A 12,671-nucleotide genomic window follows, 5' to 3' on the forward strand; every position below is an offset into this window, starting at 1 on the left:
GCATCCGCCGGTCGCCCGGCCCTGTCAGCAGCTACCCCCGCCCGGGGTCACGACGGGCTCAGCCGGTGCAGCTGGTGGCGGGCAGCCCGGTCAGCGGCACCGGGGAGCGCCCGGTCGGATGGGCCTTGCCGGCCAGCACCTCGGCGAGCGCGGTCATCGAGGCCCGGCTGGACGAGTAGGTGGCCAGCAGGGTCTTCGAGGTCGCCTTCTCCAGCACGTACGGGGTGTCCATCGCCACCGTGACCGCCGCGTCGGCGGCGAGGTCCTTCGGTCCGTCGCCGTAGCCGACCAGATGCACCCGGGTGCCGCCCTTCGGCACCACCCGCACGCCCGCCTTGGTCAGCGCCTCGGTGAGCGCCGTCCGGGTCCGGTCCCGACCGGCGGAGGTGGTGACGGTGACCGGGCCGGACACCTGCACGCCACACTTGCCCCGCAGCTGGGTGACCGCTGCGGCGGCCAGCGCGGCCGCGGCGGCCCGGTGCGGGGCGCTGTCGAGCGTGGACATCGCCGGCGTCGGTCGGTCGGCGAGCCGGAACTTCATGGTCAACACCCGGGTGACCGACGCCACCAGCCGGTCGCGGGGCAGCGAGCCGTCGCGCAGCGCAGCCAGCAGCCCGTCGTACGCCTGGCCGACGTTCGGGGTCATCAGGATCAGGTCGTTGCCGGCGAGCAGGGCCTTCACCGCCGCCTCGCCCGGCGGGTAGCGCTTGGCCGGCGGCATGTTCATCCCGTCGGTGATCACCACGCCCTGGAATCCCAGCTCGCCGCGCAGCACGTCGGTGAGCAGCTTGCGGGAGAAGGTGGCCGGGGTGCCCGGGTCGACCGCGGTGACGTCGAGGTGGGCGGACATCACCGCCATCGCCCCGGCGTCGATGCCGGCCCGGAACGGCGGGAAGGCGGTGGCGTCCAGCTCGGCCCGGGGCTGGCCGACCACCGGGACCTCCTGGTGGGAGTCGGCGGCGCTGAGCCCGTGCCCGGGGAAGTGCTTGACGCTGGCCGCCACCCCGGCGCTCTGCAATCCCTGGACCGCGCCCGCGACCTGCGCGGCGGCCCGTTTCGGGTCGGCGCCGAAGGAACGTGAGCCGATCACCGTGCTGCGGGTGGCGAGGACGTCGGCGACCGGGGCGAAGTCCAGGTTCACCCCCATCGCCGCCAGCTCGGTGCCGGCGGCCTTCCAGGCGGCCTCGGTCCGGGCCGGGTCGTCGGCCGCCCCGGCGGCGAGCGCACTGGGCAGCGTGGTCACCCCCTCGGTGATCCGGGTGACCACCCCGTACTCCTGGTCGGTGCCGACCAGGAACGGTGCCGGGCCGGCGGTCAGCTTCCCGGCGGCCTCGCGCAGCCCGGCGGTCAGCTTCCGCACCTGCGCCGGGTTGTCGACGTTGGTGGTGGACTGGTTGCCGGAGGTGGGGTCGTCGGCGCTGAAGCCGACCAGGATCAACCCGCCGAGCCGGTACTTCGCGATCATCTCGGCGGGGGTGTCGACCCCGCCGAGGGCCTGGTTGCCGGCGGCCGAGCCGGGCGTCACCGTCGTCGCCGAACTGCCGTACGCGTAGGGCATCAGCACCTGGCCGACCAGGTCCTCGTCGGCGAGCGTGCCGGCCAGCGCGGCGGCCCGGCGGGCCGGGTCGTCGGCGGTGGACGCGGCAACGGTCGGGCTGGCTGTCGGGACGGCCCCGGACAGGGCCGGCGCAGGAGCCTGCCCCTCCCCCGCACATCCGGAGGTGAGCAGCGCGGTCAGGGCGGCGACGGCGACGCCGGCACGTCGCGGGGAGATCGGCACCCGGCCCATCCAACCCGCGCCGAAGATCAGCGGCAACCCGACCAGGTCACGCCATGGGCGGAGGGTGCCCGTCCCCGACCGGGTGTCCGGCTGACCCGGCCCTCCTGGCCGCTGGATGGCCGGTCCGGGTGAGCAGGCTCACCCAACTCCGGGACACCGACCGAGCGCAGCGCGAAGGTCTCCGCAGCCGGTCGCGCAGTGCCGGGGCAACCACCGACCCGGGTGAGCGGCTGACCCCTCGCGCGTGGCCCATCACCAGTGACCATCGCGCCTGGTACGCGACCGCCGGCCGAGTCGGCCAGGCATGCGCCGCAGACCCCATCGAGTGCCACCGCCGGCCGAGTCGGACAAACGTGCGCGCAGGCCCCATCGAGCACGCCCGTCGGCCGAACGGCCAGGCATGCGCCGCAGGTGAGTACCACTTCCCTGGGAGGTCTATGCCTGTCAGTCATATTCATGACTGACAGGCATAGACCTCCCAGGGTCATAGATGTGGAGGCGCGCCGGTGGGCGCAGGAGCACGGCAGGATCGGGAGTCGAGCCGGAGCGTGCGGGCGCGCGAGTGGGAGCGAGTGGGAGACAGAGCGGAGGGCGCGGAAGAGGGGGCGGAGGGCGCGGCGCGGGAGACGGGGCGGGAGGGCGCGGGCACACGGCACGGGTGAGGTCACGCCGGTAGGCGCGGGGCGCACGGCAAGCGGGAGACGGGGCGGCGGGTGTGAGACGGGGCGGTGGGTGTGGGCGCAGACGCGAAAACGGGGCGGTGAGGGCCGCGCCCCCGGCGACCGATCAGCACGGCCACCGGCGCCGCTGTGGTCAGCCGACCCGGGTGAGCAGGGTCACCGGTGCGCCGTCGCCGGCATACCGGTAGGGCTCCAGCTCCGCGTCCCAGGCGGTGCCCATCGCCTTGTCCAGGGCGTGCGCCAGCGCCTCGGGGCGTACCGACGCCATGATGCTGCGCAGCCGGTCCTCGCCGAGCTGGATGTCGCCGGCCGCGCCCACCGCCGCCCGGAACAGGCCACGGCCCGGCACGTGCATGAATCGCTCGCCGTCCGCGCCCGCGCTGGGTTCCTCGGTCACCTCGAAACGGATCATGGGCCACTGTCTCAGGGCAGCAGCCAGCTCGGCACCCGTCCCCGACCGACCGGTCCATCCGCACTCCGCCCGGCGGGCGCCGGGATCGACGGGCTGGGCCGTCCAGTGCAGGTTGACCGGCGCGGCGAGGACGCGCGCGATCGCCCACTCGACGTGTGAACACACGGCGAGCGGGGTCGAGTGGACGTATACGACGCCACGCGTTGGCACGGTGACCTCCCGGAGAGCGAGGTGCGTCTTCCCCTACGACCTCGACCACCCGAGTGGCTGTTGCCACACATGATGACTGCTGTGACGGATGGTGCGCCAGAGAATCGGAAAATTGGCCGGCCGGAAATACCCGGACCGGTGACCGCGGTTGTGCTCTCCGACGGGCACGGTGAGCTGCCAGACACCGTGGTCGTGTATATTTCCCTGGGCGGTTCTGTGCCGTCGTACCACTTCGCGGGCCGATGAATCACTCGGGCGTCAGATGGCCAACCCGGGCGTCACCCGCTACAGCCCCCGGACGTTCCCCGTCCTCCCGTACGTCTTGCAAGGAGCATCTCCGTGGCGAGCAACACCTCTAAGACCGCGCGCGCGTCAGTCCGGGCCGGCCAGGCTGGCCAGGGTGGCGCCCTCAGCGTGCTGGGCGAGTTCAAGTACCTCATCCCGCTCAACGGCGGCAAGCACGCCTACGTGCGGAACCTGACCAACGGCAAGACCGCGCACCTGCGTACCGACTCCGACGCCTTCGTGGAGGAGATCCGCACGCTGGCCACCGCCGGCCACGCCACCAAGATCCGCGCCGAGATCAACAACCTCGCCGCCGCCCACCCGGGCGACGGCTGGGACAAGACCGAGAAGCGTCTCGTCGAGGCCGGCGTCTTCGAGGGCTGAGCCCTCCCCCGTACCACACCTGGAACCGCCCGTCGGGTCACCCGACGGGCGGTTCCGCGTCTCCCGGTCGCCGGGCCGCCGGCACGGCAGCTCGGTCCCGGGGCCGGCGGTCGTCAACGTCCGTCGTCGAGCAGGGTGACCTCGCCGGTGTCCAGGGCGTACAGGGCGCCGACAACGTCGACATCACCGGTGGTCACCGGGCCGGCCAGCAGGTCCTCGGTGCGCAGCGCCCGCACCGTACGGCGTACGTGCCGACGTACCGCCAGCGGGTGGACGGCCGGGTGGTGCGCACCCACCTCGACCACCGCCGGGGCGATCCGGTCGACGAGGTAGCCCAGGTCCCCGCCCGGCCGCTGTCCCGTGCGCAGGCTCTGCACCGTCGAGGCCACCGCACCGCACCGCTCGTGCCCGAGCACCATCACCAGCGTCACCCCGAGCTGGTCCACCACGTACTCGATCGAACCCCGGACGGCCCGGTCCAGCACGTGGCCCCCGGTGCGGATCACGCAGATCGAGCCGAAGGTCTGGTCGAAGATCGCCTCCAGCGGCACCCGCGAGTCGATGCAGCCGAGCAGCACCGCGTACGGCTGCTGGTCACCGGAGGCGACGGCCGCGGCGGCGGTGACGTCGTGCCCGTGGAGGGGCCGGCCACTGACGAAGCGCCGGTTGCCGGCGAGCAGCTCCGCCAGCGCCGCCCCGGGCCGACAGGCGGCCCGGGGCCACCCGTCAGGCGCCTCAGGCCCGGCAGGCCCGCGCGCGTCAGTCGCGGCAGGCCCGGCAGGCAACAGGGGCACCACGGGCAGCACGGGAGGCGGGCCGGCAGCGCCCAGGGGTCCCGGTCGGGGGGGCCGGGCAGCTCCGGCGGGCGGACTCGGCATGTCTCCAGACTGGTCGCCGGGCCGCCCCCGCGCGGGCGGGTCGGGAATCTTCTCACCACCACGGTTGGCGTGCTCTCATGTCGGGTAGCCGGTGTCATCGCCGGGTTACACCGGTGAATGTGTCCCGGTGGCCTGGGAGGTGGCGATGCCGGATCAGCGGGAGTTGCGGCTACCCGACGAGGTACGACTGCACGTCGAGGTGAGTGGCCCGGCCGATGCCGAGGTCACCGTGGTCCTACTGCACGGCTGGACGCTGGACGGTCGGGCCTGGCACCAGCAGCTCACCGACCTGCGGAGCCGGTTCGGCGACCGGGTCCGGGTGGTCAGCTACGACGCCCGGGGGCACGGCCGGTCGAGCTGTATGGCGCTGCGCACGGCGACCCTGGCCCAGCTCGGCGACGACCTCGCGGCGGTGCTGGACGAGGTGGCCCCGGCCGGGCCGGTGGTTCTCGTCGGGCACTCGATGGGCGGAATGACGGTGATGGAGTACGCCCACCGGCACCCGGCCCACTTCGCCGCCCGGACGGCCGGGCTCGTTTTCGTCTCCACCACGGCCGAGGGGCACACCCACACCGCGTACGGCCTGTCGCCCCGGATCGCCCGGTTGATCCGGCTCGCCGAGACCACCGGGGCGGGGGTGCTGGCCCGGTGCGGCTCCTGGCGGCCGCCCCGCCCGCTGCTGCGCGCCCTGGCTCCCAGCATCCGCTGGATGCTCTTCGGCGACCATTGCTCCGCCTCCGACATCCGCCTGGTCACCTCGGCGGTGGCCCGCGCGTCGCTGCGCTCGATCGGTGGCTTCCGCGCCTCGATCGGCGGCCAGCACCGGTTGGCCACCCTGACCGCGTTGGCGCACCTGCCGGCGGCGGCGCTGGTCGGCGACCGGGACCGGTTGACCCCGCCGCCCTGTGCGGAGTCGATCGCGGCGGCGCTGCCCGCCACCGAGCTGACCGTCTGCCCCGGGGCCGGGCACATGCTGATGATGGAGCGTCCGGACGAGGTGAACGCCGCCCTCGCCGGGGTGCTCCACCGGGTGCTGACCGCCGTTCCCGCAGGTCCGCCGCCCGGCCCCCGCCGCCCCACCGGCACTCCGGGCCGCCCCGCACCCGCCGGGGCGACGGCGGGCTGAGCCACCCCATCGGTGTCCCGTGCCACCCCACCCACCGGCGGGGCGCCCCGGCGCATCGCGCGTCGGGGCGTCGGGTCGGGCAGGTCCCCGGAAGTGGCGGAGGTCGCCGGACGGGTATCGCCCCGACGCGGGTGGGCGGCTGCCCGTACCCTCATTCCGCCTGGCATGCACCCGTGCCCGGCGTCGCCGTCGCACAGGAGCCGGTACGTTGACCGACCAGACCACCCTGGAACAGGAGATCGCCGCCGAACAACGGCATCTCGACCGGGTGTACGCCCGGCTCGCCGAACTGCGTCGCGCGGCCGCCCGCGCCGAGCGGGACGGCTACCGGCTCGCCGGAGTCGGCACCTTCGGCGCGCTGGTGGAGCGGGACGCCATGGTCTTCCACGCCGCCCAGCGCCGGCACCTGTTGGACGCCGAGCACGAGGGGCTGGTCTTCGGCCGGCTGGACCTGCGCGACCGGCAGGTGCTGCACGTCGGGCGGCTCGGGGTGCGTGGCGACGACGCCGAGACGCTGGTGGTCGACTGGCGGGCACCGGCCGCCGCCGCCTTCTACCGGGCCACTCCGGCGGAGCCGCTGGGGGTGGTGCGGCGGCGCACGATCAGCTCGTCGGACGAGAAGGTCACCCGGATCGAGGACGACCTGCTCGACCCGGAGGCCGCCCCGCCGGACATGCCGGTGGTCGGCGACGGTGCGCTGCTGGCGACCCTGTCCCGGGCGACCGGGCGGGGGATGCGGGACATCATCGCGACCATCCAGCGGGAGCAGGACGAGGCGATCCGCTCCCCCGGTTCGGGGGTCACCATCGTCTCCGGCGGGCCGGGCACCGGAAAGACGGCGGTGGCGCTGCACCGGGCGGCGTACCTGCTCTATGCCGACCGCAGCCGGTACGCCGGCGGCGGCATCCTGGTGGTCGGTCCGTCGGCGGTCTTCGTGGAGTACATCGCCTCGGTGCTGCCGTCGCTGGGTGAGGAGACCGCCACCCTGCACTCGCTGGGTTCGCTGTTCCCCGGCATGTCGGCCACCCGCACGGACGGGCCGGAGGTGGCGGCGGTGAAGGGCTCGCTGCGGATGCGTCGGGTGCTGGAGCGCGCGGCCCGGGACGCGGTGCCGGACGGCCCGCAGGAGCTGCGGCTGCTCTACCGGGGGGCGCTGCTGCGGCTGGAGCGACGTGAGCTGGACGGCATCCGGGACCGGGTGTTGCACCGCGGGGCCCGCCGTAACGAGGTCCGCCGGGCCGGCTTCGACGGGGTGCTCGCCGCGCTCTATGCGCAGGCCCGCCGGGTGGCCGTCACCGGGCTGCCCGAGCAGCGCGCCTTCGAGGACGAGATCATCGAGCGGCCGGAGTTCCGGGAGTTCCTCAAGGCGTGGTGGCCCCGGCTGCATCCCCGGCACGTGCTGGGCTGGCTGGCCCGCCCGGATCGGCTGCACCGGTACGCGGCCGGAATCCTCTCCCGGGCGGAGGTCGGGTTGCTGGCCGGGGCGTACCGGTCGTTGGACGCCGAGGGGCTGACGGTGGCCGACATCGCCCTCCTCGACGAGTTGGACGCCCTGCTGGGCAAGCCGGTACGACCGAAGAAGGCGAACCGGGACCCGTTCCAGCTCTCCGGCGGGGTACGCGAGCTGAGCACCTTCGGCGAGCGGCAGCGCGCCGCCCGCGCGGCGGCCCGGGAGCGGCCGGACGACTACCGGGACTACGCGCACGTGGTGGTGGACGAGTCGCAGGACGTCTCGCCGATGCAGTGGCGGATGGTCGGCCGGCGCGGTCGGCTCGCCTCCTGGACGGTGGTGGGCGATCCGGCGCAGACCGCCTGGACGGGTGACCAGGAGGAGCTGGACCGGGCCCGGGACCAGGCGCTGGGCCGGCGGCGTCGGCACCGCTTCACGCTCTCCACCAACTACCGCAACTCGGCGGAGATCTTCGCGGTGGCGGCGGCGGAGATCCGCCGGATCTATCCCGACCTGGCGCTGCCGAGCGCGGTCCGGTCCACCGGGGTGGACCCGGTGGCGCTGCACGTGCCGGTGGCGGAGCTGGCCCCGGCGACGCTGGACGCGGTGGACGCGGTGCTGGCCGAGGTGGCGGGGACGGTCGGCGTGATCACGCCGGTGCCCCGCCGGGACGAGGTCGCCGGCTGGTTGGGCGACCGGGGCGGGGCGCGCCTCCAGGTGGTGACCAGTCTCCAGGCCAAGGGCATGGAGTACGACGGGGTGGTGCTGGTCTGCCCCGGCGAGATCCGGGCCGATCCGGGCTCCGGGGTGCGGACGCTCTATGTGGCGTTGTCCCGGGCCACCCAGCGTCTGACCACCGTCGAACCCACGGGCTGACCCGCCGACATCCGACCGACCCGACCGACCTGGCCGAAGGCCCGACCGTCAGTTGCATACATAGCGATGTGAGCATAGATTGGACCGGGTCCGCAGCGGCGACGGAAGGTGTGGACGTGGGCGCAGGTCATGACCACAGCGCGACGATCAGCAACGCCGCGCACCGGCACCGCGGCCGGCTCTGGGCGGCGTTCGGGCTGCTCACCGTGTTCATGGTGGTCGAGGCGGTGGCCGCGTTCGGCACCGGCTCGCTGGCCCTGCTCTCCGACGCCGGGCACATGTTCACCGACGTCCTCGGCATCGGAATGGCCCTGGCGGCGATCACCGCCACCCAGCGGGCCGGCCGGGACCCGCAGCGCACCTTCGGCCTCTACCGGCTGGAGGTGCTCGCCGCACTCGCCAACGCCGTCCTGCTCAGCGGGGTGGCGGTCTACGTGCTGATCGAGGCGGTCCGCCGCTTCGGTGAGCCACCCGAGGTGCTGGCCGGCCCGATGCTGGTGGTGGCGGTGCTCGGCCTGCTCGCCAACCTCGTCGCGTTCGGCCTGCTGCGCGAGGGCGCCAAGGAGAGCATCAACCTGCGCGGGGCGTACCTGGAGGTGGTCGGCGACCTGCTCGGCTCCCTCGGCGTGATCGTGGCGGCGCTGCTGATCGCCGGCACCGGCTGGTGGTGGGCCGACCCGGTGGTCGCCGTGGCGATCGGCGTGTTCATCCTGCCCCGCACCTGGCGGCTCGGGCGGGCGGCGGTGCGCATCCTGGTGCAGGCCGCCCCGGAGCATCTGCCGGTGACCGCCGTACACGACCGGTTGACCGCCGTGCCCGGCGTCGCCGAGGTGCACGACCTGCACGTCTGGACGCTCACCTCCGGCATGGACGTCGCCTCGGCCCACCTCACCCTGGCCGGCGACGCCGAGGTCGGCACCGTGCTCGCCGCCGCCCGGGGGGCCCTGCGGGACGACTTCCACATCGAGCACGCCACCCTTCAGATCGAGCCCGGAGCCAGCCCCGGCGCCTGCGGCCCGGCCCACTGGTGACCCCGGTCGCGTCCCGACGGACACCGGACCGCGCTCACTTCCCGGGACACCGGACCGAAGATCGTTAGCAATTTGTGCCGTTTGGCCCTTTTAGTAGTATTCACTCTCGTACCCTCAGTCACGAGGTAGGCAGCTGTCCCACGCGTACCGGTAGGCTCGGCTCCGGCCTCCGCCAGGCGGCGCCCACCGGCGCCGGCAGTGGCCGCCGCCTAATCGCCCACCAGGGCGAACCGGGGAACCATGTTCCTGGGGTGCATCCGCGTCAGCGGTAGGGATCTTCCGTCCCGAACCCGTCAGCTAACCCGGTCGGCGGCTGACGGAAGGACATTCGCATGCACGTACGCACCACCACGCGACTACTGGCCGCAGTCGTCACGGCGCTCGCCCTGGGCGTGTCGTCCGCGCCGTTCACCCCGGCCGTCGCCGCGCCCACCACCCGGCTCGCCGCCCCCGGCGACGACGAGGAGGGCGGCACCCCGGCGCTGCGCGACCAGCTCGACGCGGCCAGCAAGGGGTGGATCGGCGCGAAGGCCGCCCTGGAGCGTTCCACCAAGCGCCAGCAGGAGTTGGACGGCCAGCTCAAGACCATCGAGGCAGAGTTGGTCGTGCAGACCGGCAAGGTCGGCGAGATCGCCGGTGCGGCCTACCGCACCGGCCGCCTCGGACCGATGTCCGCCCTGCTCAACAGCAGCAGCCCCGGCGGCTTCATGGACCGCGCGTCGGCGCTGGAGACGGTCGCGGCCCGGGAGGACCAGGAACTGCGCAAGATGATCGACACCCGGGACCAGGCCACCCGGACCCGGGCCGCCGTGAGCCGGGAGATCACCGAACAGCGCAAGCAGGTCGCCACCATGGGCAAGCGCAAGGATCAGGCCGAACGCGCACTGGCGGTGGCCGCCGCCGACAAGCCGACCCCCGCCTCCACCGACTCCGGCAGCTCGGACGGCACGTCCAGCAGCAACGCCAAGGGGTCGCCCCGCAACTCCGACGGTTCCTGGCCGTCCGAGTCGTGCAGCGTCAACGACCCGACCCCGGCCAACGGCTGCATCACCCCCCGCACCCTCAACGCCCTCCAGCAGGCCAAGGCGGCCGGTTTCACCCGGTACGTCTCCTGCCACCGGCCCAGCGGTTCCGGTGAGCACCCCAAGGGCCGGGCGTGCGACTTCGCCGCCCAGAAGAACGGCTTCGGTGGGGTGGCCAGTGGCGGCGACCGGACGTACGGCAACAACCTCGCCGCGTACTTCATCCGCAACGCCGACCGGCTCGGCGTGCTCTACGTGATCTGGTTCAAGCGGATCTGGCTGCCGAGCAGCGGGTGGAAGTCCTACAGCGGGGGCAACGGTGACCCGTCCAGCGACCACACCAACCACGTGCACCTGTCGATGATCTGAGCCGGCCCGGTGGCCCGCCCACGACGGCGGGCCACCGGCCGACGGGCCCGGCCGGCGCCACGCCCGTCGGCCGTGGCGAGGTCGCCGCCCGGTCAGTCCTTGGGCGCGAGATCGCCGCTCAGGGCACGGGGCGTCGCGGGGTCGGTCAGTCCGTGGATGGGGGGTCGCCGGCCCGGCCGTCCAGCACCGCGCCGAGCCGGCTGGCCAGCCCCAGGTGGGCGGCGCGGGCCTGACGGAAGGCATAGCCGAACAACGGTGCCGGCGCGGTGAGGGTGATCTCCACGTCGATCCGCAGCATCTCACCCTCCACCCGGAGCCGGGTGTGGTTGCGGACCGTGGTGCCCGGCTGCTGCCGGGCCACCGTCACGATCTCGTCGTCGCCGGCCAGCAGCACATCCGCCTGATAGGTGACGGGGAACCGCAGCGGCCCCAACTCCAGCCGATCGGTGATCGCATAGCTGGCCAGGGCACCCGGCCGGGCCGGCAACCGCCGTACCCGGACGATCAGGGGATGCAGCTCCTCCTGCCGGGACAGGTCGCTCAGCAGCGCCACCGCGTCCGCCTGTGAGCAGCGCGCCTGCACCGTGTAGCTGAAGCTCTCCCGCCGGACCACCGGGCCTCCTGACCGTCGTCGGTCGCACGATCGTGCCGTACCGGAGACGCACTGGCAACGTCCCGGCCGGACGGCACGGACGTCGACGGTGGGGCGGTCAGGCGCCCGGCAGCACCTCGGGCGTGGCGGCACCGGCGAAGTACGGCTCCGGCGCACCGAAGAGACCGAGCAGGCCGGTCACCCAGAGCTGCCGGTGCACGAACCGGCTCGGTTCGGTGACGATCAGCTTGACCCCGCTGACCTCGGCGGTCTGGAACCCGGCGACCATCGCGCTGATCCCGACGGAGTCGATGAAGGTGACCAGTCGCATGTTGAGCTCGATCCGAGCGGGCCGGCCCTTGGCCAGCACGTCGGCGATCGCCTCACGTACCTCGTATGCGGTGTCGACGTCGATCTCCCCACGGGGGGCGATCTCGATGACACCGGCCGGCAGAACCGACTTCACGATCGACAGGCTCACGCGAGCACCTCCACTCGCCCGTCTCCGGGCGCCTCATCAGTACGCGGGCCGCGACCGAGAGTATTCCTCCGATGGCCTCGGTCGCCACCCCTCGGGATGAGCAATTCGCGGATCCGGACGGACCGGACCGTCCCTCACCGTCCCGTTGCTGGTCCTGCTCTCTCCGACGAACGACACAGCTCGGCCGTTCCAACCGTCCCAGAGTAGCGGTCCGGGTCCACCCGCAGCCGGAACCGGAAGGTCGGGCGAGCCCTGCCCGACCTCCCGGCGCAGGTTGTGCCCGGTGCCTAATGTGGGCGAGAGATGGGTCACCACGATCGAGGAGACGGATCGATGATCAAAAGACTGCTCGGGCTGGCCGGGGTCGGCGCGCTGCTCGCCCTCGTACTGGCCTGCGGCTTCGGCGGCGGCGGCGGCGGAGACGACGACGATGACGATGACGACGACGATTTCGCCCGTGCGACGTCCGTGGTCATGGTCCGCTAGAACCCGGATCTGCGATCTGCCCGAAGCGGGTTTGCGGTCCGACCGGGCGGGGCACTGCTCGATGAGCGGCCTGGCACTCGGTGACCGCCGGGTGCTCGGCGACCGGCCGGGTACGGTCGGTGCGAGAACCGTCACACGCCGCAGAGACGACGAAGTCCGAAGTGGCCGCAGACTTCGGCACCCGAGGAGGTAATCACGATGTTCGGCAGCAACCTTCTGGAGCGCCGCAGCAGGCCCGAGCGGATCGCCGACCAGGCCTGGCACCACCTGCTCTCGGCGGTCGACTCCGCCGGTGACAGCGTCCGTGACGCCGCCAGGTCGGTCCGGGACTCCGGGTTGTCCGACGCCGGCGACCTGGTCGGCTCGACGGCCGACGAGGCACGCCGCCGCGCGACGCTCGCCTTCGACGCGCTCGCCGGCCGCCGTCAGGCGCTGCCCTGGACCCTGCTGATCAGCGCCGCGCTGGTCGGCGCGGCGATCGGCTGGGCCGCCGGCACCGCCGCACGGGCCGCCGGCAGCGGAGGCGACCGGGCCGCCGACGACATCGAGTTCGTCGACGTGGACCGGCCCAACTCCCCGGTCGGCCTGGACGACTGACCCGCCCCGGCC

12 protein-coding genes and 1 riboswitch are annotated in these 12,671 nt (G+C 73.5%); of the genes, 7 read left to right on the top strand and 5 right to left on the bottom strand.

Annotated elements, in window-relative coordinates:
- Positions 1-58 precede the first annotated feature (58 nt).
- On the bottom strand, positions 59-1,789 hold the full coding sequence (locus GA0070216_RS02860) for a glycoside hydrolase family 3 protein (RefSeq protein WP_091238938.1): 1,731 nt from the start codon (positions 1,787-1,789) through the stop codon (positions 59-61).
- Between the two features lie 804 nt (positions 1,790-2,593).
- Positions 2,594-3,082, bottom strand: coding sequence for a DUF3145 domain-containing protein (locus GA0070216_RS02865; RefSeq protein ID WP_091238241.1), 489 nt, complete (start codon positions 3,080-3,082; stop codon positions 2,594-2,596).
- A 339-nt stretch (positions 3,083-3,421) separates the two neighbouring features.
- On the opposite strand from GA0070216_RS02865, the gene GA0070216_RS02870 reads away from it, so the two are divergent.
- Positions 3,422-3,751: a hypothetical protein gene (locus GA0070216_RS02870; protein ID WP_091238244.1), complete on the top strand. Its 330-nt coding sequence runs from the start codon at positions 3,422-3,424 to the stop codon at positions 3,749-3,751.
- Between the two features lie 113 nt (positions 3,752-3,864).
- On the opposite strand, the gene GA0070216_RS02875 is transcribed toward GA0070216_RS02870, so the two are convergent.
- Positions 3,865-4,440, bottom strand: coding sequence for a carbonic anhydrase (locus GA0070216_RS02875; RefSeq protein ID WP_091238941.1), 576 nt, complete (start codon positions 4,438-4,440; stop codon positions 3,865-3,867).
- Positions 4,441-4,774: 334 nt separating this feature from the next.
- Between GA0070216_RS02875 and GA0070216_RS02880 the strand changes: the two genes are divergently transcribed.
- The 4 genes from GA0070216_RS02880 to GA0070216_RS02895 all read left to right on the top strand — a co-directional run bounded on the left by GA0070216_RS02880 (position 4,775) and on the right by GA0070216_RS02895 (position 10,503).
- Positions 4,775-5,755 carry an alpha/beta fold hydrolase gene (locus tag GA0070216_RS02880; RefSeq protein WP_091238943.1) on the top strand — a complete coding sequence of 327 codons (981 nt, stop codon included), beginning with the start codon at positions 4,775-4,777 and terminating at the stop codon, positions 5,753-5,755.
- A gap of 208 nt (positions 5,756-5,963) precedes the next feature.
- Positions 5,964-8,081, top strand: coding sequence for a HelD family protein (locus GA0070216_RS02885; protein ID WP_091238246.1), 2,118 nt, complete (start codon positions 5,964-5,966; stop codon positions 8,079-8,081).
- 116 nt (positions 8,082-8,197) lie between these two features.
- A complete protein-coding gene (locus tag GA0070216_RS02890) occupies positions 8,198-9,112 on the top strand; it encodes a cation diffusion facilitator family transporter (protein ID WP_091238946.1) in 915 nt (304 codons plus the stop codon).
- A 196-nt stretch (positions 9,113-9,308) separates the two neighbouring features.
- A riboswitch (cyclic di-AMP (ydaO/yuaA leader) is annotated at positions 9,309-9,440 on the top strand.
- A 4-nt stretch (positions 9,441-9,444) separates the two neighbouring features.
- Positions 9,445-10,503: a coiled-coil domain-containing protein gene (locus tag GA0070216_RS02895; protein ID WP_091238249.1), complete on the top strand. Its 1,059-nt coding sequence runs from the start codon at positions 9,445-9,447 to the stop codon at positions 10,501-10,503.
- 145 nt (positions 10,504-10,648) lie between these two features.
- On the opposite strand, the gene GA0070216_RS02900 is transcribed toward GA0070216_RS02895, so the two are convergent.
- Together GA0070216_RS02900 and GA0070216_RS02905 are read right to left on the bottom strand one after the other, a co-directional pair.
- Complete coding sequence (locus GA0070216_RS02900; RefSeq protein ID WP_091238255.1) at positions 10,649-11,116, bottom strand: hypothetical protein; 468 nt, start codon at positions 11,114-11,116, stop codon at positions 10,649-10,651.
- A 97-nt stretch (positions 11,117-11,213) separates the two neighbouring features.
- Positions 11,214-11,576, bottom strand: coding sequence for an STAS domain-containing protein (locus GA0070216_RS02905; RefSeq protein ID WP_091238258.1), 363 nt, complete (start codon positions 11,574-11,576; stop codon positions 11,214-11,216).
- Positions 11,577-11,909: 333 nt separating this feature from the next.
- Between GA0070216_RS02905 and GA0070216_RS34345 the strand changes: the two genes are divergently transcribed.
- Positions 11,910-12,062, top strand: coding sequence for a hypothetical protein (locus tag GA0070216_RS34345; protein WP_176738793.1), 153 nt, complete (start codon positions 11,910-11,912; stop codon positions 12,060-12,062).
- Positions 12,063-12,260: 198 nt separating this feature from the next.
- Entirely contained in the window at positions 12,261-12,659 is a 399-nt protein-coding gene (locus GA0070216_RS02910) for a hypothetical protein (RefSeq protein WP_091238261.1), read from the top strand.
- Positions 12,660-12,671: the final 12 nt, after the last annotated feature.

Source organism: Micromonospora matsumotoense (assembly GCF_900091525.1).
GTDB lineage: Bacteria > Actinomycetota > Actinomycetes > Mycobacteriales > Micromonosporaceae > Micromonospora > Micromonospora matsumotoensis.